We start from the raw sequence: 20,366 nt of genomic DNA, 5'->3' as shown, positions 1-20,366 counted from the left end.
ACAAGTTCATCGTCGCCGCCTACAACGACCGCACGCCCGGCTCGCGCTACATCTATGACGCGGTGGCCGGCACGCTGACCAAGCTGGCGGACCTGAATCCGGCGATCCCCGCGCCCGTCGCTCCGGCCCCCGCGCCGGTGGCTCCGGCCAGCGCGCAGCAGCCCATCGTGGTGCCCGCCGCTGCCCCCGCCGCCAAGGCGCAGGCCTTGCACGACGTGGTCAACGCCGCTGGCCTGAAGTGGGTGGAAACCGATCCGGAACGCCACGCACAGACGCAGCAACGCATTGCTGCCTCGTATGCGCCGGTTCGCCTGGGCCGCGAGCGCAAGCCCGTGACGCCCGTCTCGAACGAGCCGCTGGTTCAGGTCGAAACGCGCCACTAAGCCGCTAGACCGCCAGGCCCCCAGGGCCTGGCCCTGAGAAGCACAACACCCCGCACACCGGAAACGGTCTGCGGGGTGTTTTTTTGCCTCGGGCGGCGTCAGTCGCTTGCCGAATGGCGCGCCTGCGGATCAAGGGCGCGGCCCGCTTCCTCCACAAAGGCTTCCGCCAGGGCCGAATGCGGCATGTGACGCGCCCACAGGATGCCCATCCGGCGCAGCGGCGCTCGGCCGGGCAGCAGCACACGCTTTACGCGGCGGCTGTCGAGCCAATCCGGCGCCCAATCCGGCACCAGCGACACGCCCAGCCCTTCCGAGACCATGCAGGCAATGCCCATCAGGCCGTCGACCTCCAGCCGCTCGCGGGGCGCAATGCCATGCTGGCGCAGGTACTGGTCGGCCAGCCGCCCGCCCCAGACATTGCGGTCGTAGCGAATGAAGGGTTGCGTGCGCATCAACTCGTGCGCGTCGTTGCCCGGCGTGTCGGGCGGGGCGAGCACGACCAACGGCTCCTCGGTCACCTGCTTCCAGGCGTAGCCCTTGGACAGGTTGAATTGCGGCTTTACGATGAACGCCGCATCCAGGTCTGCATTGATGACGCGGTGGTACAGATGGTTGGAAGTGCCGGGTTCCATGAAGACCGCCAGCTTGGGCATGCGCCGGTACAGCCGGGCCAGCACGATGGGCATGATGCCGGTCAAGGCCGACGCTGAGACGCCCAGGCGCAGCTCGCCCAGCGGCGCGTCGTCCGCGGCGCTGGCCCGCAGGTCGCGCACCTCGCGCAGCACGCTGCGGGCGCGCTCGAGCACCTTCAGGCCGGCTTCGGTCGCCTTGACGCTGCGGCCCACGCGCTTGATCAACGTGGCGCCCAGCTCTTCTTCCAGCGTGCGCACGCGCGCCGCGATGGCGGCGGGGGTCAGGTCCAGCCGCCGCGCGGCCTCGGCAAGCGAGCCGCTCTCGATGACCGACACAAAGCTCTGCACATAGCGCGTATCCACGGTCTCCCCCTTTTCTTGACGTGTGGCAAACCACAACAATTTTATGGATTGAAGCCATTAAACAGCAGATGTTCGAAGCACAGATCAATGCCAGAATCGGAAATCGCAGCCGCGCGACCGCGGCGCGCTTTTTCCATCCTTCCAATAACGAGTAGAGACATGACGACCCCTGCCCGCATTCCCGGCGTTTTTTCTCCTGTCCTGACGCCGTTCGACGAGCGCTACCGCCCGGCACTGGGGCGCTACGTGAAGCACTGCCGCTGGCTGCGCGAACAGTCCGTCGGACTGGCCATCTTCGGCACCAACTCCGAGGCCAATTCGCTATCGCTGGAAGAAAAGCACACGCTGCTGGACGCGCTGCTCGAAGCGGGGGTGGAACCGTCGGCGCTGATGCCGGGCACGGGCGCCTGCGCGCTGCCCGATGCCATTTCGCTGACGCAGCATGCCGTGCGCAGCGGCAGCATGGGTGTGCTGGTCCTGCCGCCCTTTTATTACAAAGGGGTCAGCGACGAAGGTCTTTTCCGCTACTACGCCGAGCTGATCGAGGGCGTGGGCGACGACAAGCTGCGCATGTATCTCTATCACATCCCGCCCGTGAGCCAGGTGCCCCTGAGCCTGGCCCTCATCGAGCGTCTGCTCGATCGTTATCCCGGCATCGTCGCCGGCGTGAAGGACAGCGGCGGCGATTGGGCCAACACCGCCGCCATGATCGAGCGCTTTTCGTCTCGCGGATTCCAGGTCTACGCGGGCAGCGAGGCATTCCTGCTGCAGACCCTGCGCGCGGGCGGCGTGGGCTGCATCACGGCCACGGGCAACGTCAATCCTGGTCCGATCGTGGCGCTCCAGCAGCGCTGGCAAGAGGCTGATGCCGACGAGCGCCAGGCGGGCCTGAACGCCACGCGCAATGTGTTCCAGCAGTTTCCGATGATTCCCGCCATGAAGGCGGCCATCGCCTGGAAGTCCGGCGACGCGGCGTGGGCCACGGTAAGGCCGCCGCTGGTGGAACTGAATGCCTCGCAGACTGATGGGTTGAAGGCCGCGTTGGAGGCGAACGGGTTTGAGATGCCGGGCGCCGCCGAGTTGTCCGACGCCTGAGCGCTTCTGCACCACGTGGACGGTCCACACGCGGACGGACCCAAACGCGGACGGTCAATACGCTGACCGTCCGCGACGCTGCAGTCTTTCGAGGCGGTCAGCTCACCACGCCGATATTCCAGGGCACGAATTCGTGGTCCCCCAGTCCCAGCAACTCGCTCTTGCTGCGGTCGCCGGAGGCCACCCGCAGGATTTCCTCGAAGATCCGCTGCGCCACCTCTTGCAGCGTTGCCGTTCCGTCCAGGATGTCGCCGCAGTTGACGTCCATGTCTTCGGTCAGCCGATCAAACATCGGCGTATTGGTGGCCAGCTTGATCGAGGGCACCGGCTTGGCGCCGAACATCGAGCCGCGGCCGGTCGTAAAGCAGATGATGTTGGCGCCGCCCGCGATCTGCCCCGTTGCCGACACGGGATCGAACCCCGGCGTGTCCATGAACACCATGCCCGGCTGCCGGACGGGTTCCGCGTAACGATAGACCTCCATCAGCGCCGTGGTGCCGCCCTTCATCGACGAGCCCAACGATTTTTCAAAGATGTTGGCCAGGCCCCCCATCTGATTGCCCGGGCTGACCTTGCCATTGATCTGCACGTCGCGCCCCGGCGAATACTCTTCCTTCCACCAGCGGATGCGCTGGACCAGCTTCTCGCCGACTTCGCGGTTGCGTGCCCGTGACGTCAGCGTATGCTCGACGCCATAGATCTCCGGCGTCTCCGACAGAATGGCGGTGCCGCCATGCCGCACCAGGATATCCATGGCCGCGCCCAGCGCCGGATTGGCGGTGATCGACGAAAAGCCATCCGATCCGCCGCATTGCAGGCCGATCTTCAGGTGCCGCGCCGGCACCGGCTCGCGCCGCACGTCGTTTGCGACCGGCAGCATCGCCTTTACCGCAGCGACGCCGGCCTCGATCGTTTTGCGGGTGCCGCCCGTCTCCTGCATGATGAAGGTCTGCAGCCGCGAGCCCGCCTCCAGGCCCTGGTCCTTGAGCAGCGCATCGAGCTGATTGCGTTCGCACCCCAGGCCCACGATCAGCACGCCCGCAAAATTTGCATGACAGGCGTATCCGCCCATCGTGCGCCGCAAGAGATCCATCGGCTCGCCAGACATCTCCATGCCGCAGCCCATGCCGTGACTCAGCGCCACCACGCCGTCCACATTGGGATAGGCGTCCATGACATCCTGGGTGAAAGCGGCCGCAATCCGATGCACCACCGTGGCCGAACAGTTCACCGTGGCAAGAATGCCGATGTAGTTGCGCGTGCCCACCTGCCCGTTGGCGCGCACGATGCCCTGGAATCGCGCCTGCTCCGATTCGGGCAGGATTTGCGTCGGGGCGTAGTCCCGCGCGTGCGCATAGTCGCGGTCGAATTCCTGGAAATCCATGTTGTGCGAATGCACGTAGGTGCCCGCCGGGATGTCGGTGGCGGCAAAGCCGATGCAGACGTTGTATTTCAGGATGGGCTCGCCCGCGCGCAGATCGCGCGCCGCGATCTTGTGGCCGGCGGGCACCTGGCTGCGGCTGACAAGGTTTTCGGAGGGCACGGCAGCGCCGATGCCGATGGGCACGCGCGCCACCACGACGTTGTCTGCGGAATGCAGCCGGATGACGGGGCCGGCGGCGCGTTTTTCGGTGAAGTCGATCATGTCATTGTCTCGGGTAAATGAATGGGAGCCGCCGGTGAACGGCTCCCGCTGACGCCCGCCCAGGGGCGCCAACGCGTGGTGACCGCCTTATTCCGGCTTGATGCCGATGTCGCGGATCAGCACCGACCAGCGCGGCAGTTCGGCCCCCACGAATTGGCTGAAGGCCGCCGAATCGCTGCCCACCACCGTGAACCCCTGCTCGCTCAGCTTGGCCTGCATGTCCTGTTGCGCCAGCGCGGTGCGGATGGAATTGGACAGCTTCTCGATCACCGGCTTGGGCGTCTTGGCCGGCGCAAACACGCCGTACCAGGTCGACACCTCGAAGTCCTTGAAGCCCGATTCGGCCAACGTGGGAATCTGCGGCGCCTTCGGATCGCGCTTCAGGCTGGTGATCGCCAGCGGACGCACTTTGCCCGAGGCGATGTGCGGCAGCGCCACCGGCAGGTTCGCAAACATGTAGGGCACGTGTCCGCCCAGCACGTCGGCGATCGCCGCCGATTCGCCCTTGTAGGGCACGTGCGTGACCTTGGTGCCGACCCGGTGCGCGTACAACTCGCCAGCGATGTGTTGCGGGCCGCCCTGGCCGGAGGACGCATAACTGAGCGCGCCGTTGCCCGCCTTGCGGATGTGCTCGGTCAGCTCGCCGACGCTTTTCACATCGATCATCGCGGGGTTGACCACGAGGATGAGGGGCATCGTCACGATCTGCGATACCGGCTCGAAATCAGTCTCGGGTTTGAACGGCAGCGTGGGGAACAGGGACGGCGCCACGACCATGGTGGATTGCGATCCCAGGAACAGCGAGTAGCCATCGGCGGGCGAGCGGGCCACGTTGTCGGCCGCGATCGTGCCCGTGGCGCCGGCGCGGTTTTCCACCACCACCTGCTGCCCCAGGCTGTCGGCCATCTTGGCGCCCACCAGCCGCGCCACGATATCCGCGCCGCCGCCCGGCGCGAAGCCGACGACCATGCGCAGGGGCTTGGCGGGAAATTCGTCGGCCAGCACGGCGCCCGGGGCGGACGCCAGCGAAAGGACGAGACCGGCGGCGCCGGCGATGCGCGCCAAGCGGCGCGCCTTCATACAGGGGTATTTCATCTGCGTCTCCGTGTGCCGCCTGCCGGGCCTGGCCGCGATCACGCCTGCAGCGGCGGATCGAAGCGTCCCACGACGGCTCGTTGTGGTTTTGGGTGTTGCCAGGGCATTCTGGCCATTGCACTCAACACCAACAAGTACGTGGACACGCAGTCAAACGATAATTTTTTTTTGGTTTTAGCGGTGCCCCCGGGATGACCATGACCCAGGCGACGCACAAAAAAAACCACCCGTGAACGGGTGGTTTTCAAGATCTGCGCCGGGGACGTCCGGCAGGCGGGAACGCTCAGGACGTCACGATGCGATCAGAACTGGTACGTGTAGGTGAGTTGCACCACGTCCAGGCCCGGGTTCGGGCGCTTGATGCTGGCATTCGAGAAGTGCGAGTAGCGCACGCCGATGCGGTTGTTCGGCGTGAGCAGGAAGCCAACGCCGACGTGGTCGCCGAACTGGAAGGCCGTGCTGATGTTTTCGTCGGCGAAGCGCGTGCTGGAGAACAGCGTGGCGCCGATACCCGCTTCGATGTAGAAGCGTTCGCCGGTCCACCAGCGGAACATCGGGATGGCGCTGAACTGCCACACATGGCCGGGCGAACGCGAACCGTCGGCCTGCCAGTACGAGGCGCCGAATTCCGGCGTCAGGTCCAGCCGGCCCCAGTTGCCGCCGAATTGATAGGTCCAGAGCGAGGCAGTTTCGTAGTTCAGGGTCAGGCGCTTGTAGTGATCGCCGATGCCGTAGTGCAGGCTGACGCCGCCCTGCGTGCCCTCGGACGACTGGGCGCTGGCAAAGGTGGCAACGCCTGCCAGGGCAAGGCCGGCAAGGCGCGTCAGCATTTTCTTCTTCGTCGACTGCATGGGATTAACTCCATCTATTTCTGGACTAACGGGGAACATTAGCAAAATCCGGACCAACCCGCCTTACGCATGTCGCAATATGGCAACAAACGGACATGAAAAAGACTGTTCCGGACCACGCGTAATTCAAGCTTGCGATTTTGCGCTAGGCCGCCTTAGCAAGTGGCGTGCCCGAGCTTTGACGCTGAGCGCAAAAACAAAAATGCCGCCCGAAGCACGAAGCTGCTGGCGGCATTTTCCGAAGCCGGCGCTACCGTCATGCGGCAGCCCGGCGCCGGCAGCATTGTCAGGCAGTCACCACGTCGGCCGGCTGATTGGTCAGCAGCGCCAGCAGGCGGGCAATTTCTTCGCGAAGCTGGCGGCGATCCACGACCATGTCGATGGCGCCCTTTTGCAGCAGGAATTCCGCGCGCTGGAAGCCTTCGGGCAGCTTTTCCCGCACGGTCTGTTCGATCACGCGCGGGCCGGCAAAGCCGATCAGGGCCTTGGGTTCGGCAATGACGACGTCACCCATGAACGCAAAGCTGGCCGACACACCGCCCATCGTGGGATCGGTCAGGACGCTGATGAACGGCAGGCCGGCGGCCGACAGGCGGGTCAGCATGGCGTTCGTCTTGGCCATCTGCATGAGCGACAGCAGGCTTTCCTGCATGCGCGCGCCGCCCGAAGCGGCCACGCAGATGAACGGCGTCTTGTTGTCCAGGGCCGCCTGCGCGCCGCGCGCAAAGCGCTCGCCCACCACCGAGCCCATCGAGCCGCCCATGAATTCGAATTCAAAGCAGGCCAGCGTGGCGGGCACGCCGCGGATCGAGCCGCTCATGACCACCAACGCGTCGGATTCGCCCGTGGCCTTGACGGCCTCTTGCAGGCGCTCGGGATACTTGCGCGTGTCCTTGAACTTCAGGGTGTCGACCGAACGCGTGGTCTGGCCGATTTCAACGCGGCCTTCCATGTCGAGCAGTGAATCGATCCGGGCACGAGCCCCGATCCGCATGTGGTGGTCGCACTTGGGGCAGACGTGAAGGTTGGCTGCCAGGTCTTCGCTATACAGCACCGATTCGCACGACGGGCATTTCACCCAAAGGCCTTCGGGAACGCGGCGGGCGCCGCTGTCGCTGGTTTTGTTGATGCGAGGCGGCAGGAGTTTATCGATCCAGCTCATTGAGTATTCATCCCGTTTGAGATCGCGACCCGGCCGCTCAGGCCGACGCGTTCTCTCGTTTTACTTGATCCAGCGCCTGCCGGATGGTGCGCAGCCAGCCGCTGGCGGCGGCGACTGCGGCGTCGGTTTGCTGGGCAGCCGGTGCGTTGGCGACCGCCTGCTCCATGGTTTCAATCAGTTTGCTGCCAATGACCACGGCATCGGCCGATCGGGCCACGCGCTGGGCGCTTTCGGCATCGCGGATGCCGAATCCCACGCCGACCGGAATGTCGCGCACGTGGCGGCGAATCAGGGCCACGCGGTCGGCCACGTCGTCGGTGTTCAGCGAACCCGCGCCCGTCACGCCCTTGAGCGACACGTAATACACGTAGCCGCGCGCCACCGTGGCGACGGCCTTGATGCGTTCTTCGGTGGACGTGGGCGCCAAAAGGAAGATGGGCGCAATGCCGTGTTCGCCCAGGGTGGCGGCGAACTCGATGACTTCCTCGGGCGGATAGTCCACGACCAGCACGCCGTCCACGCCGGCCTGCGCGGCGCGGCTGGCGAATTCCGCCTGCCCCATGCGTTCGATGGGATTGGCGTAGCCCATCAGGACCACGGGCGTCGCGGTGTCGCGCTGGCGGAAATCCGCCACCAGCTCGAGCACGCGGGCCAGGCCCACGCCTTGCGCGATGGCGCGGTCGGCGGCGCGTTGGATGACGGGGCCATCGGCCATGGGATCCGAGAACGGCACGCCCAGTTCGATGACGTCGGCGCCGGCATCCACCAGCGCGTGCATCAGCGGCACGGTGGCCCCGGGGGAAGGATCGCCGGCGGCGATGTAGGGAATCAGGGCCGCGGCGCGGCCGGACTCTGCGGTGCGCGCGAAAGCCGCGGCAATGCGATCAGTGCGGGTTGTCATGTTCAGAGCTCGATGCCGGCGCGTTCGGCGACGGTGTGCATGTCCTTGTCGCCGCGGCCCGACAGATTGACCAGGATCACGGCGTCGCGCGGCAGCGTGGCGGCCATCTTGACGGCCTGCGCGATAGCGTGCGAGGACTCCAGCGCGGGCATGATGCCTTCGATGCGGCAGCAATCGTGAAAAGCCTTCAGGGCTTCCTCGTCGGTGATGCCGACGTATTCGGCGCGGCCCGAATCCTTGAGCCACGCGTGTTCCGGGCCGACGCCCGGGTAGTCCAGGCCGGCGGAGACGGAATGCGTTTCCTGGACCTGGCCGTCCTCGTTCTGCATGACGTAGGTACGGTTGCCGTGCAGCACGCCCACCTGGCCCGCGGCCAGCGATGCGGCGTGCTTGCCGCTGTCCATGCCCTCGCCCGCCGCTTCAACGCCGATCAGGCGCACTTCTTCGTGGGGGATGTAGGGATGGAAGATGCCCATGGCGTTGGAGCCGCCGCCCACCGACGCCACGACGTAGTCGGGCTGGCGGCCGATGGCCTCGGGCATCTGCGTCAGGCATTCGTTGCCGATGACGGTCTGGAAATCGCGCACCATGCGGGGATAGGGGTCGGGACCCGCCACCGTGCCGATGATGTAGAACGTGTTTTCGATGTTGGTGACCCAGTCGCGCATGGCTTCGTTCAGCGCGTCCTTCAGGGTGCGCGAACCGGAAGTCACGGGCACCACGGTCGCGCCCAAGAGCTTCATGCGGTAGACGTTGGAGGCCTGGCGGCGCACGTCTTCGCTACCCATGTAGACCACGCATTCCATGCCGTAGCGGGCCGCGACGGTGGCGGTGGCCACGCCGTGCTGGCCCGCGCCGGTTTCGGCGATGACGCGCGGCTTGCCCATGCGCTTGGCCAGCAGGGCCTGGCCGATGCAGTTGTTGATCTTGTGCGCGCCGGTGTGGTTCAGGTCTTCGCGCTTGAACCAGATCTGGGCGCCGCCGACCAGCTCGGACCAGCGCCGGGCGTGGTAGACGGGGCTGGGCCGGCCCACGAAATGCTTGAGTTCGTAGTTGAACTCTTCCAGGAAGGCGGGATCGACCCGATAACGGTCATAGGACGCGCGCAGTTCATCGAGCGCGTGCATCAGCGTTTCCGCCACGAAAACACCGCCATAAGGCCCGAAATGGCCCTTGGCATCCGGAAAGTCGTAAGGTTTCACCAAAGCATCTCCCCCGGCATCGCGGCAGGCCACTGCCGGCCGCAAATCCGGTTTGCAACCCGTCATTTTACCTGACGCGGACGGCACCGGCGTGCCGCCCGCCCCCTGGGGCTCCGCTCGTCAGAGCGACTGCCCCATGCGGCGCAAGAAGGTTTCGCAGGCGGCAAGCTGGTCCAGCGCCACGTATTCGTTGGGCTTGTGGGCCTGTTCGATGTGGCCGGGACCGCAGACCACCGTGGGAATGCCGATCCCCTGGAAAAGCCCCGCCTCGGTGCCGTAGGCCACCTTGCGCGTGGCGCGGTCTTCGGTCAGGGCGCGCACGAGCTGGGTGATGGCGGCTTCTTCCGAGGCTTCCAGGGCGGGCGCGGCGGCGCCGGTCTCGATTTCGATGCTGGCGCCGTCGAATTCGGCCTTCATCTTCGGCAGCAGCTCTTCGCGCACGTATTTTTCGACTTCGGCCTGGATGTCGTCGGGACGCATGCCCGGCAGATTGCGGAATTCGTAGGTGAATTCGCACAGTTCGGGAATGGTGTTGACCGCGATGCCGCCCCGGATCTGGTTGGTGGTCATCGTGGAGAACGGCACGTCGTAGAACTGATCGTAGGGGCCGTTGGCCTTGAAGCTGTCCGCGAGGTCGCGGATGCGGCAGATCAGGCGGGCGGCATATTCGATGGCGTTGCAGCCGCGGGGCGTGAGCGAGGAATGCGCCGCCTTGCCGTGGACCTTGCAGCGGAAGAGATTGATGCCCTTGTGGGCCACCACGACCTGCATGCCGGTGGGTTCGCCCACGACGCAGCCCTCGGGACGGATGCCGCGTTCGTGCAGGTCGGCCAGCATGTACGGCGCGCCGGCGCAGCCGACTTCCTCGTCGTAGGAGAACGCCAGATGGATGGGCTTCTTGCGCGGCATGGCCATGAATTCCGGCACCAGGGCCAGGGATCCGGCAATGAAGCCCTTCATGTCGCAGCTGCCGCGGCCATAGAGCAGACCGTCTTTTTCGACGAGTTTGAACGGGTCCGTGCTCCAGTCCTGACCGTCCACGGGCACCACGTCGGTGTGGCCCGACAGGACGATGCCGCCCTGCTGGTTGCCGTCTTGCGCCGGCAGCGTGGCAAAGAGGTTGGCCTTGGTGCGCTCGGGGTTGTGCGCCAGCCATGCCTCGACGCCCTGACCCTTGAGCCAGTCACGGACGGTTTCGATCAGGGCAAGATTGGAATTGCGGCTGGTGGTGTCAAAGCCAACCAGCGTTTCCAGCCAGGTGCGCGCGTTCATGTCACTACTCTCGTGGGGAAAAGACGCAGTGTAAAGCCAGGCAGCGGCCGCGTCTCGGGCCCCTTGCGGACGATTGCCAGGACGGCCGGGGCGGCACCGCCTAGAATGTCGGCCGGATTTTAAAAAGCCCCCAAGGAGATCCCGTGCAGCACAAAGCAGTCCCCACACGCAACATCGTGGCAGCGGTAATAGGCAACGCCCTCGAATGGTATGACTTCCTGGTGTTCGCGTTCATGACGCCGATCATCGCCAAATTGTTCTTTCCCACGGACCCCAGCGTCCCCGGCAGCGAACTGAACGCCATCCTCATGACCACCGCCATCTTCGGCGTCGGGTTCTTCATGCGCCCGGTGGGCGGCATCATCCTGGGCCTGTACGGCGACCGCAAGGGCCGCAAGGCCGCCATGGTGCTGGTGACCTCGCTGATGGCCGTGTCCATCGCGCTGATCACGGTGGCGCCCACCTACCACGCGGCCGGCATCCTGGCGCCGATCTTCATCCTCATCGCTCGCCTGCTGCAAGGCTTCTCGGCCGGCGGCGAGTTCGGCACGTCGACGGCGCTGCTGATCGAAATGGCGCCCAACGGCAAGCGCGGCTTCTACGGCTCGTGGCAGATGGCGGGCCAGATGCTGGCGCTGCTGATTGGCGCGGCCTGCGGCACGCTGATCACCGAGTTCTTCACCGAGCAGCAGATCGCCGACTGGGCGTGGCGCCTGCCGTTCGCCTTCGGCCTGGTGATCGTGCCGATCGCCATCTATATCCGCCGCAATGTCGACGAAACGGACGCCTTCAAGCAGATGAAGGAAGCCGACCGCCAGGCCGCCGAGCGCGGCGAGGTCAAGCGCCTGTCGCTGGGTCAGATGCTGCGCACCCACACGCGCGAGACGCTGATCGGCGTGGGCCTGGTGGTGACGGCCACGGTGTCCATCTACATCACCTTCACGTATCTGGTCACCTATTCGACCAAGGTGCTGATGCTGCCGCTGAACCAGACCTTCCTGGTGCAGATGGCGGGCGCGGCGCTGATGGTGGTGCTGACCCCGTTCATGGGCGCCTGGTCCGACCGCATCGGCCGCCGTCCGCTCGTGATCGGCTCGCTGATCGGCTACCTGATCGTGCTGTACCCGCTGTACTTCTGGCTGTCGGACGCGCCGTCGATCGGCCGCCTGCTGACCGTGCAGGTCGTGGTCTGCATTTTCGTGTCGGCATTCTTTGGCGTGTTCAGCACGGTGATGGCCGAGCTGTTCCCGGCGCGCGTGCGTTCGGTGGGCCTGTCGCTGGCCTATAACGTGGCCGTGATGATCTTTGGCGGGTTCGCGCAGTTCATCGTGACCTGGCTCATCAAGACCACCGGCTCGCCCATGGCGCCCGCCTACTACGTGATGTTTGGCGTGGCCCTGGGCCTGGTTGCCGCGTTCTACATGCGTGATCGCGCGCATGAAGACCTGGAGCACTGAGGCCTGAACCGCCTCCGCCCCGCGTGGGTCACCGCGCGGGACAATCTCCGGCAGCGGCGCCGCTGCCGGACACCCCTCTAGCGGCGCGTCGCCGACGACACGCCTGGCACTTCGGCCAGCGCATCGAGCGCGCGCGACAGCGATTCGCCGCCGCGCACTTCCACCGTGAACACCATGTGAGCCAGCGACTGCTTGCTCTGGGTGTTCACGCCCACCACGTTCAGGCGCAGGCGCGCGAACACTTCGGACAGGTCGCGCAGGAGGCCGGACCGGTCGTGCGCGCGCACGCTGATGTCTACCGGATAGAAGGTATCGGCGGTTTCGCCCCACGCCACCTCGATGACGCGTTCGGGCTCACGCGCGGCCAGTGCCAGGTAGCTGTGGCAGTCGCGGCGGTGGATGGAAACGCCGCGGCCGCGCGTCACGAACCCGGAGATCGCATCCGGCGGCGCGGGGCGGCAGCAGCGGGCAAGCTGCGTCAACAGCGACCCCACCCCGACCACCAGCACGCCGCTCTTGCCGCTTTTCTCGGCGCTGCCCGCGCTGGCGTGGCGCAGCGCGGCCGGCGTGGGCTCGGCCGCGGGCGCCGGCTGCTGGAACACCGCATCGATCTGGCGCAGGCTGAATTCTTCCTTGGCCGCGGCAACGTACAGGTCGTCGGCGCGGGCAAAGCCCAGGTTCTGGGCCAGCTGTTCCAGGTTGATGGCCGTCTTGCCCAGGCGCTGCAATTCCTTTTCGACGAGCGCCTGGCCCTGCGTGATGCGCTGCTGCAGTTCAATGGCGTTGAACCACATGCGCACCTTGGCGCGTGCGCGGGGGCTGGCCAGAAAGCCCAACTGCGGATTGAGCCAGTCGCGCGACGGGCCGCCGGACTTGGCGGAGATGATCTCCACGGTCTGCCCGGTGGACAGATGCGTCTGCAGCGGCACCATCTGCCCATCGACGCGCGCGCCCCGGCAGCGATGACCCAGGTCGGTATGCAGGTGGTAGGCAAAATCCACCGGCGTGGCGCCGGCGGGCAACTCGATCACGCGCGCCTGGGGCGTCAGCACATAGATGCGCTCGTCGGTGTGCGCGGGCGCCGCCACCGCGCCGCGGCTCTTGCCCGCGGCGGCCCTGCCCGAGGCGGGCTTGCCCGGTTCGGGCGGCGTGTCCGCGCCGCCCTCGACTTCGCTGTTCCAGGCCAGCAGCTGGCGCATCCAGGCAAGCTGCCGGTCGTATTCGCTGGAGGCAGCCACCTGGCCGCCCTTGGCGCCCGCTTCCTTGTAGCGCCAGTGCGCGGCCATCCCGTATTCGGCGAACTGATGCATCTCGCGCGTGCGTATCTGCACTTCGAAGGGGCGGCCATCGTCATCGGTGACCACCGTGTGCAGGGACCGGTAGCCGTTGGGCTTGGGCCGCGAGATGTAGTCGTCGAATTCCTCGGACAGCGGCGTCCACATCTCGTGCACCATGCCAAGGGCCGTGTAGCACGCGCGCACGTCGTCGACGATGACGCGCAGCGCCCGCAGGTCGTACATCTGCGAGAAGTCCAGACGCTTGACGCGCATCTTGTTCCAGATGCTGTAGATGTGCTTGGGCCGGCCGCTGACCTCGGCTTGGATGCCGCTTTTGGCAAGAGCCTGTTGCAGACGCGCGATGGCGCCGGCGATGAAGGCCTCGCGCTCGACCCGCTTTTCTTCCAGCAGGCGGGCGATGTGCTTGTACTTTTCAGGCTCAAGAAAGCGGAAGGACAGGTCTTCCATTTCCCACTTGATCTGCCAGATGCCCAGCCGGTTGGCCAGCGGCGCGTACAGGTCCAGGGTCTCGCGGGCAAAGTCGGGCGAGCACGGGGCCTTGGTTTCGGCGTGCCAGCGCAGCGTGCGCAGCCGCGAGGCCAGCCGCATCAGCACGATGCGCAGGTCGGCGGCCATGGCCAGCAGCATCTTGCGCTGCATTTCCTTTTGCGAGCCGCTTACGGCGGCGGCATCGCTGGCCTGGCGGGCGACCACGCCCAGGCGCAGCAGGGCGTAGGCGCCCTGCACCAGCCGCGCGACCTCCGTGCCGAAGGCAGCGGCGATGGGGTCGTTTCGCAAGGACGGCGCGGGGGCCATCAGGTCGGTGGGCAGCGCGGCCAGGAGCGCGGCGGTGCGCGTGGCCGCGTCGGTGTGCATGGCGGCCAGGATACGGACCACGCCGGCGCCGTGACCGGCAAGAGGTTCGCCCGTGAGGGCATTCTGGCCGTGGAAACGCGGCTCGGCCCAGGCGACGGCCCGGTCCAGCAACGTCAGGCCATCGGCATCCAGGCCCGACCCGGCTTCCTGCCGCCAGGAAGCGTCGAATGGCGAAGGCGCATCGGGAACAGGCGGGGCGGACATGACGGGCGTAGCACAGGTATCTGGTTGAATATCCCAACACTCTACACTAGGGTTCAATCACCCTGAACACCCTGCCGCATCCCGGCATATGTAAGGAACCAAAGCTTATGTTGCGCTGGCTGAAGGGGCGCGGCGCCCGCCCGTCCGAGGTCGCCGAGATGCAGGCCCGCATCCCGCCCGAACTCTGGCGGCAGGTGCTGGACACCTACCCATTTCTGACCGTGCTGACGCCGGGCGAAGCCGCCCAGCTGCAGGCGCGCGCCGCGTGGCTGCTCGCCAGCAAGACCATAAACGGCGCGCAGGGGCTAGAGGTCTCGGACTTCATGCGGCTGTCCATCGCCGCGCAGGCCTGCCTGCCCATCCTGAATCTCACGCCCGAGCTGTACGAAGGCTGGGACGAGATCATCGTGTATCCCGCCAGCTTCCGCATTCCGCGCTCGCGTCAGGACGAGGATGGCGTGGTCCACGAGTACATCGAGGACGCCGCGGGCGAAGCCTGGGAAGGCGGGCCGCTGGTCCTGTCCTGGGAGGACACGCAGTTGTCCGAAGGCGGCTTTAACGTCGTCATCCACGAATTTGCCCACAAGCTGGACCTTCGCTCGGGCTTTGCGGACGGCATGCCGTCGCTGTCGGCGCATCCCGAGATCCAGCCGCGCGCGTGGCGCCAGGTGCTGGACGACAGCCTGGACCGCTTCATTACGGCGGTCGACGCCGTGGAGGCAGCGATCCCGCACGACGTGGACCCCGAGAGCGAGGAAGCAGACGCCTGGTACGGGCAACTGCCGATGGATCCCTACGCGGCCACGGACGAAGGCGAATTCTTTGCCGTCAGTTCGGAGCACTTCTTCGTGGATCCCCACCCCATGCAGCAGGCCCTGCCCGAGTGGTATGCGATGCTGCGGGCTTACTACCGGCAGGACCCGGCGGAGCGTTACGCATGAAGGAATTGCTGATCGTCTGGCATTCGCGCACGGGCGCGGCGCAGCAGATGGCGCGCGCCGCCGCGCGCGGAGCCACCAAAGCGGCGGCCGCGCTGGAGCAGCCGGACGATCTGCGCGTTACGCTGTTGCGCGCGCAGGAAGTTGGCGCAGACGCAATGCTGTCCAGCCAGGGGTTCATCTTCTGCGCCCCCGAGAATCTCGCCAGCCTGAGCGGCGAGATGAAGGAGTTCTTTGATCGCAACTACTACGCGGTGCTGGACAGCCTGCAGGGACTGCCCTACGCCGCCATGATCAGCGCGGGCAGCGACGGCGCGGGCGCCGCCCGGCAGGTCGAACGCATCTGCACCGGCTGGCGGCTGACCCCGGTCGCGCCCGCCGTCATCGTGAATCTGGGCGCACAGACAGCCGCGCAGATCCTGGCGCCCAAGACCGTTCCGGCAGCGGATCTGGCGCGTTGCGAGGAACTGGGCGGTTTGCTGGCGGGAATCATGCTGATGGGCGCGTAACGCGGCGGGGGTGTCTGACATCCACGCAAAGAAAAAGCCCTCGGCGTTGGCCAGAGGGCTTTTCTGGGTGCCGGACGAGGCCGGCATTCAGCCTGCGTGCATCACAGGGCGGCCGTCACCACGATCTCGACCTTGTAGTCGGGGTTGGCGAGGCGGGCCTCGACGGTGGCGCGGGGGGGCGAGTTGCCGTCGGCAACCCATGCGTCCCAGGCCTTGTTCATGCCGTCGAATTCCTTCATGTTGGCCACGTAGATCTGGGCCATCAGGATCTTGGTCTTGTCGGTGCCGGCTTCGGCCAGCAGACGGTCGATCGTGGCGAGCACTTGCTCGGTCTGGCCCGTGATGTCCAGCGTGGCATCGTCCGGCACCTGGCCCGCCAGGTAGGCAACGCCGTTGTACACGGCCATGTCCGACAGGCGCTTGGTCACGTGAAAGCGCTTGATGCTGCTCATGAGAATTCCCCTAGAGTCGAGTGGTTTGGTTGGAACTGGGTAACGCTGCCCGCGCGCGACGCCCGGGCGTCGTCAGGCAGGCGGCAACTGGAAAACCTGGCGCAGATAGGCCAGGTAGGCAGGATCGTCGCACATCGTCTTTTCGGGCGCATCCGACACCTTGGCCACCGGCTGGCCATTGCAGCGGACCATCTTCATGACGATCTGCAGCGGCTCGTGGCCCAGGTCGTTGGTGAGATTGGTGCCGATGCCGAACGAAACCTTGCAGCGGCCCGAGAACTGGCGCGCCAGCTCGATGGCGCGCGGGAAGGTCAGCGCATCCGAGAACACCAGCGTCTTGGCGCGCGGATCGACGCGGTTCTTGCGGTAGTGCTCAAGCAGGCGCTCGCCCCAGATGAAGGGATCGCCGGAATCGTGGCGCGCGCCGTCAAAGAGCTTGCAGAAATACATGTCGAAGTCGCGCAGGAACGCATCCATGCCGTAGACGTCCGACAGCGCGATGCCGAGGTCGCCGCGGTATTCCTTGGCCCAGACTTCCAGCGCGAAAACCTGCGAATCGCGCAGCCGCGGACCGAGGGCCTGGCAGGCCTGCAGATACTCGTGGCCCATGGTGCCCAGCGGCAGCACGTCGTGTTCCTTGGCAAGCAGCACATTGCTGGTTCCCGCGAAATGCGGGCCCATCTCGGCTTTCATGGTGGAGACGATTTCTTCGTGCCAGGCCTTGGAGAAGCGGCGCCGCGTGCCGTATTCGGCCACGCGGAAATCCGCCAGCGCGGGATCGTCCAGCACGAGGTGCATCTTGGACTGCAGGCGCTTGCGGCCCTCTTCCCAGTCCGGATGCTTACGGGTGTTTCGGAAATAGACCTCGTTGACGATGGCCAGCACGGGGATCTCGAACAGGATCGTGTGTAGCCACGGCCCTTTGACCTCGATGCTGATTTCGCCGGGGCCTTCGCCTTCGCTGATGTGAATGCAGCGCTCCGGCATGTGGAACAGACCAAGGAAATCAACGAAGTCGCTTTTGATAAAGCGCAAGCTGCCGAGATATTTAAGCTCGTCTTCCGTGAAGCGCAACTGGCATAGCTGATGCACTTCGTGGCGGATTTCGTCCAGATAGGGGCGCAAATCCACGCCTTGCGTCCGGCATTTGTACCGGTACTCGACCTGGGCAGCCGGGAAGTGATGCAGCACGACTTGCATCATGCTGAATTTATACAGGTCGGTGTCGAGCAGCGAAGTAATAATCATGATTGCGCGTTTCGTTTCGCGACACCATAGCATGAAGCAGCGGGCCTTCGACACGCTGGGCCACGCTGTCAATACGGGTATTGCCGGCACATCGGCGCGGCATTGGGTAAAATCCGCCCATTAAGACACATCTGCCGCTGATCCCCGGAGTTCCTGAATGACCCACGTAGTCACCGAAAACTGTATCAAGTGCAAGTACACCGATTGCGTCGACGTGTGCCCGGTGGACTGTTTTCGTGAGGGTCCGAACTTCCTCGTGATCGACCCCGACGAATGCATCGATTGCGCGGTCTGCATCCCCGAATGCCCGGCCAACGCGATCTACGCCGAAGAAGACGTGCCGCAGGACCAACTCAATTTCATCGCGCTGAACGCCGAACTCTCCCCGGAATTCGCCAGCATCAGCCGCGCCAAGAAGCCCCTGCCCGACGCCGACGAATGGAACGGCAAGCAGGACAAGCTGCAATACCTGGAAAAGTAATCCACGGACGCCGGCCGCACCCCGGACCGGCGCTTTCCGTGCGATGTCCCGATGACCGACGACTCCAAATACACGCGCCAGACCATCACCAGCGTCCACACCTGGGTGCCGGACAAACTGTTCTCCGTGCGCGTGACGCGGGACGAGGCCTTCACGTTCGTGCCAGGCCAGTTCGCCCGGGTAGGTCTGCCCGGCGCTGAAGACCCGGACGGCGCGCCCACGATCTGGCGCGCCTACTCCATGGTCTCTGCCCCGCATGAGCCCTGGCTGGAGTTCTATTCCATCGTTGTCCCGGACGGTCTCTTCAGTCCGCGCATGGCGCGTCTGCAGCCCGGCGATGCGCTTTACGTCGAAAAGGCCCCCTACGGCTTTCTGACGCTGGAGCGCTTTGCGCCCGGCGGCGACCTGTGGCTGCTGGCCTCGGGCACCGGTCTGTCGGCCTACCTGTCCATCCTGCGCGACCCGGCCGTCTGGCGCGCTTACCGCCGCATCGTCCTGGTGCACGGCGTGCGCACCGCGGCCGAACTGGCCTATCGCGACGAAATCAACTCCTGGCGCCGCGATCCGGCCCTGGCCGAGATGTTTGCCGCCGACCCCGGCAAGCTCGTCTACCTGCCCATCGCCACGCGCGAAGCCGTGCCCGGCATGCCGCAAGCGCGCATCACCACGCTGCTCGCCGACGGGCGGCTGGAGCAGCTGGCCGGCCAGCCGCTGGATCCCGAGACCGCCAAGGTCATGCTCTGCGGCAACCCCGCCATGCTGGCGGAGGCACGAAAATTGCTGGGTGATCGGGGATTCAAGCCGGGACGCCGCGGCATTCCTGGCAACCTGGCAGTAGAAAACTACTGGTGATCCCGCACTGCATGGCGTAGTGCATAAATCCACCTTTTGGCATCACCACAAGGCATGAACGCGGCCCTAAACTGGTGCGAAACACATGACGGGTCGCTTTTTAGCAACAAAATCAGGCACTTTGCCTGACATTCTTCGGTCTGATTGGAAATATCGTTACGCCTCGGAGCAATAATCGGGGCACACGCTCGACCCAGAAGGACTTCCCCGAAATGCTGTACCAATTGCACGAAATGCAGCGCGCCTTCCTGACTCCGTTCGCTGCATTCACGGACGCCGGTTCTCAGCTGTTCTCCAGCCCCTACAGCCCGCTCGCCTATACCCCGATTTCGCGCCAGATGGCCGCTGGGTATGAGTTGATGACCCGTATCGGCAAGGAATACCAGAAGCCCGCCTGGAGTCTTCCCACCACTCAGATCGGCGGCAAGTCCGTCCGCGTGATCGAAGCCGTGGCCATGGACAAGCCGTTCTGCCGCCTGGTGCACTTCCAGCGCGACGTGCGCCTGGCCGGCAAGAACGATCCGAAGGTGCTGCTGGTGGCCCCGCTTTCCGGACACCACGCCACCCTGCTGCGCGACACCGTGCGCGCCCTGCTGCCCAACCACGACCTCTATGTGACCGACTGGGTCGACGCGCGCATGGTGCCGCTGTCGGCCGGGCCGTTCCATCTGAACGACTACGTGCGCTACGTGCAGGACTTCATCCGCCACCTGGGCCCGGACGTGCACGTCATTTCCGTGTGCCAGCCCACGGTGCCGGTGCTGGCCGCCGTATCCCTGATGGCGTCCGCCAACGATCCCTGCCAGCCGCGCAGCATGGTGATGATGGGCGGTCCCATCGACCCGCGCCAGTCGCCCACGCAGGTCAACCGGCTGGCCACGACCAAGCCCTACGCCTGGTTCGAGAACCAGGTGATCCACCCCGTTCCGCCCCGCTATCCGGGGGCCGGCCGCCGGGTCTATCCGGGCTTCCTGCAGCATGCGGGATTCATGGCCATGAATCCGGACCGCCACATGAAGTCGCATTACGACTTCTACCTGGACCTGCTGCGCGGCGACGACAGCGATGCCGAAGCGCATCGCCGTTTCTACGACGAATACAACGCGGTGCTGGACATGCCGGCCGAGTTCTACCTGGACACGATCCGCATGGTGTTCCAGGAGTTCGCGCTGCCCGGCGGCACCTGGGAAGTGGACGGCAAGCTGGTGCGACCGGCCGACATCAAGGACGTGGCCCTGTTCACCATCGAAGGCGAACTGGACGACATTTCCGGCCAGGGCCAGACGCGCGCGGCCATCACGCTGTGCAAGAACATTCCGGCCGACCGCAAGGCGCACTACACCGCGCCGAACTGCGGCCACTACGGCATTTTCTCGGGCCGCCGGTGGCGCGAAATGATCTGTCCTAAAATTGCCGAGTTCATCCGGCAATCGGCTTGAGGACGGCGCCGCGCCGTCCATCCGGCGGGGCA

18 protein-coding genes and 1 pseudogene are annotated in these 20,366 nt (G+C 65.6%); 8 read left to right on the top strand and 11 right to left on the bottom strand.

Translation table 11 applies throughout. The annotated features are described in order from the left end of the window. A pseudogene (locus HV786_RS03605) lies at positions 1–383 on the top strand (ribonuclease E/G); the annotation flags it as partial. A 98-nt stretch (positions 384–481) separates the two neighbouring features. Here the strand turns inward: HV786_RS03605 and HV786_RS03600 are convergent. Then, a complete protein-coding gene (locus HV786_RS03600; protein ID WP_056322728.1) occupies positions 482–1,378 on the bottom strand; it encodes a LysR family transcriptional regulator in 897 nt (298 codons plus the stop codon). 159 nt (positions 1,379–1,537) lie between these two features. Between HV786_RS03600 and HV786_RS03595 the strand changes: the two genes are divergently transcribed. Continuing rightward, entirely contained in the window at positions 1,538–2,473 is a 936-nt protein-coding gene (locus HV786_RS03595) for a dihydrodipicolinate synthase family protein (protein WP_128827660.1), read from the top strand. Positions 2,474–2,570: 97 nt separating this feature from the next. Here HV786_RS03595 and HV786_RS03590 read toward each other — a convergent pair whose 3' ends face one another. From HV786_RS03590 to argE, 7 genes are all read right to left on the bottom strand, one after another. Beyond that, the gene (locus tag HV786_RS03590; RefSeq protein WP_128827659.1) at positions 2,571–4,118 is read right to left on the bottom strand and encodes a UxaA family hydrolase; all 1,548 of its coding nucleotides are present in this window, start codon (positions 4,116–4,118) and stop codon (positions 2,571–2,573) included. An 87-nt stretch (positions 4,119–4,205) separates the two neighbouring features. Next, the gene (locus tag HV786_RS03585; RefSeq protein WP_128827658.1) at positions 4,206–5,213 is read right to left on the bottom strand and encodes a Bug family tripartite tricarboxylate transporter substrate binding protein; all 1,008 of its coding nucleotides are present in this window, start codon (positions 5,211–5,213) and stop codon (positions 4,206–4,208) included. 302 nt (positions 5,214–5,515) lie between these two features. Further along, on the bottom strand, positions 5,516–6,064 hold the full coding sequence (locus HV786_RS03580; protein WP_056321866.1) for an acyloxyacyl hydrolase: 549 nt from the start codon (positions 6,062–6,064) through the stop codon (positions 5,516–5,518). Positions 6,065–6,350: 286 nt separating this feature from the next. After that, complete coding sequence (accD, locus tag HV786_RS03575; RefSeq protein WP_056321862.1) at positions 6,351–7,226, bottom strand: acetyl-CoA carboxylase, carboxyltransferase subunit beta; 876 nt, start codon at positions 7,224–7,226, stop codon at positions 6,351–6,353. A gap of 37 nt (positions 7,227–7,263) precedes the next feature. Further along, entirely contained in the window at positions 7,264–8,127 is an 864-nt protein-coding gene (gene trpA / locus HV786_RS03570) for a tryptophan synthase subunit alpha (RefSeq protein WP_056321859.1), read from the bottom strand. Positions 8,128–8,129: 2 nt separating this feature from the next. Continuing rightward, positions 8,130–9,329, bottom strand: a complete 1,200-nt coding sequence (gene trpB / locus HV786_RS03565; RefSeq protein ID WP_128827657.1) for a tryptophan synthase subunit beta — start codon at positions 9,327–9,329, stop codon at positions 8,130–8,132. Between the two features lie 120 nt (positions 9,330–9,449). Further along, entirely contained in the window at positions 9,450–10,601 is a 1,152-nt protein-coding gene (argE, locus tag HV786_RS03560; protein ID WP_062840548.1) for an acetylornithine deacetylase, read from the bottom strand. A gap of 143 nt (positions 10,602–10,744) precedes the next feature. On the opposite strand from argE, the gene HV786_RS03555 reads away from it, so the two are divergent. Then, complete coding sequence (locus HV786_RS03555) at positions 10,745–12,058, top strand: MFS transporter (RefSeq protein WP_056321854.1); 1,314 nt, start codon at positions 10,745–10,747, stop codon at positions 12,056–12,058. 77 nt (positions 12,059–12,135) lie between these two features. Here the strand turns inward: HV786_RS03555 and HV786_RS03550 are convergent, their stop codons facing one another. Next, positions 12,136–14,415: a RelA/SpoT family protein gene (locus tag HV786_RS03550; RefSeq protein ID WP_175209992.1), complete on the bottom strand. Its 2,280-nt coding sequence runs from the start codon at positions 14,413–14,415 to the stop codon at positions 12,136–12,138. A gap of 107 nt (positions 14,416–14,522) precedes the next feature. On the opposite strand from HV786_RS03550, the gene HV786_RS03545 reads away from it, so the two are divergent. Together HV786_RS03545 and HV786_RS03540 are read left to right on the top strand one after the other, a co-directional pair. Beyond that, positions 14,523–15,356 carry a M90 family metallopeptidase gene (locus tag HV786_RS03545; RefSeq protein WP_128827654.1) on the top strand — a complete coding sequence of 278 codons (834 nt, stop codon included), beginning with the start codon at positions 14,523–14,525 and terminating at the stop codon, positions 15,354–15,356. Continuing rightward, positions 15,353–15,862: a flavodoxin family protein gene (locus HV786_RS03540; protein WP_175209990.1), complete on the top strand. Its 510-nt coding sequence runs from the start codon at positions 15,353–15,355 to the stop codon at positions 15,860–15,862. The genes HV786_RS03545 and HV786_RS03540 overlap by 4 nt, the downstream gene beginning before the upstream one ends. 101 nt (positions 15,863–15,963) lie before the next feature. Here the strand turns inward: HV786_RS03540 and HV786_RS03535 are convergent, their stop codons facing one another. Next, the gene (locus tag HV786_RS03535; RefSeq protein ID WP_056321843.1) at positions 15,964–16,314 is read right to left on the bottom strand and encodes a RidA family protein; all 351 of its coding nucleotides are present in this window, start codon (positions 16,312–16,314) and stop codon (positions 15,964–15,966) included. Between the two features lie 72 nt (positions 16,315–16,386). Continuing rightward, positions 16,387–17,562, bottom strand: coding sequence for a nicotinate phosphoribosyltransferase (gene pncB / locus HV786_RS03530; protein ID WP_128827653.1), 1,176 nt, complete (start codon positions 17,560–17,562; stop codon positions 16,387–16,389). A gap of 157 nt (positions 17,563–17,719) precedes the next feature. On the opposite strand from pncB, the gene fdxA reads away from it, so the two are divergent. The 3 genes from fdxA (at position 17,720) to HV786_RS03515 (ending at position 20,334) form a co-directional block, all read left to right on the top strand. After that, positions 17,720–18,043, top strand: a complete 324-nt coding sequence (fdxA, locus tag HV786_RS03525) for a ferredoxin FdxA (protein ID WP_006389264.1) — start codon at positions 17,720–17,722, stop codon at positions 18,041–18,043. Positions 18,044–18,094: 51 nt separating this feature from the next. Continuing rightward, positions 18,095–18,895, top strand: coding sequence for a ferredoxin--NADP reductase (locus HV786_RS03520; protein ID WP_128827652.1), 801 nt, complete (start codon positions 18,095–18,097; stop codon positions 18,893–18,895). A 212-nt stretch (positions 18,896–19,107) separates the two neighbouring features. After that, on the top strand, positions 19,108–20,334 hold the full coding sequence (locus tag HV786_RS03515; protein ID WP_128827651.1) for a polyhydroxyalkanoate depolymerase: 1,227 nt from the start codon (positions 19,108–19,110) through the stop codon (positions 20,332–20,334). The last annotated feature ends 32 nt before the right edge of the window (positions 20,335–20,366 follow it).

Origin of the sequence: Achromobacter mucicolens (assembly GCF_902859725.1) — a bacterium.
Classification (GTDB): Bacteria; Pseudomonadota; Gammaproteobacteria; order Burkholderiales; family Burkholderiaceae_B; genus Achromobacter; species Achromobacter mucicolens.
The sequence above is the reverse complement of the archived record's forward strand: the minus strand, read 5'-3'. Positions and strand labels throughout refer to the sequence as shown.

Coding starts and splice junctions, on each gene's coding strand:
- HV786_RS03595 (WP_128827660.1), top strand. CDS start 1,538: ATGACGACCCCTGCCCGCATTCCCGGCGTTTTTTCTCCTGTCCTGACG.
- HV786_RS03590 (WP_128827659.1), bottom strand. CDS start 4,118: ATGATCGACTTCACCGAAAAACGCGCCGCCGGCCCCGTCATCCGGCTG.
- HV786_RS03585 (WP_128827658.1), bottom strand. CDS start 5,213: ATGAAATACCCCTGTATGAAGGCGCGCCGCTTGGCGCGCATCGCCGGC.
- HV786_RS03580 (WP_056321866.1), bottom strand. CDS start 6,064: ATGCAGTCGACGAAGAAGAAAATGCTGACGCGCCTTGCCGGCCTTGCC.
- accD (WP_056321862.1), bottom strand. CDS start 7,226: ATGAGCTGGATCGATAAACTCCTGCCGCCTCGCATCAACAAAACCAGC.
- trpA (WP_056321859.1), bottom strand. CDS start 8,127: ATGACAACCCGCACTGATCGCATTGCCGCGGCTTTCGCGCGCACCGCA.
- argE (WP_062840548.1), bottom strand. CDS start 10,601: ATGAACGCGCGCACCTGGCTGGAAACGCTGGTTGGCTTTGACACCACC.
- HV786_RS03550 (WP_175209992.1), bottom strand. CDS start 14,415: ATGTCCGCCCCGCCTGTTCCCGATGCGCCTTCGCCATTCGACGCTTCC.
- HV786_RS03545 (WP_128827654.1), top strand. CDS start 14,523: ATGTTGCGCTGGCTGAAGGGGCGCGGCGCCCGCCCGTCCGAGGTCGCC.
- HV786_RS03540 (WP_175209990.1), top strand. CDS start 15,353: ATGAAGGAATTGCTGATCGTCTGGCATTCGCGCACGGGCGCGGCGCAG.
- HV786_RS03535 (WP_056321843.1), bottom strand. CDS start 16,314: ATGAGCAGCATCAAGCGCTTTCACGTGACCAAGCGCCTGTCGGACATG.
- pncB (WP_128827653.1), bottom strand. CDS start 17,562: ATGATTATTACTTCGCTGCTCGACACCGACCTGTATAAATTCAGCATG.
- fdxA (WP_006389264.1), top strand. CDS start 17,720: ATGACCCACGTAGTCACCGAAAACTGTATCAAGTGCAAGTACACCGAT.
- HV786_RS03520 (WP_128827652.1), top strand. CDS start 18,095: ATGACCGACGACTCCAAATACACGCGCCAGACCATCACCAGCGTCCAC.
- HV786_RS03515 (WP_128827651.1), top strand. CDS start 19,108: ATGCTGTACCAATTGCACGAAATGCAGCGCGCCTTCCTGACTCCGTTC.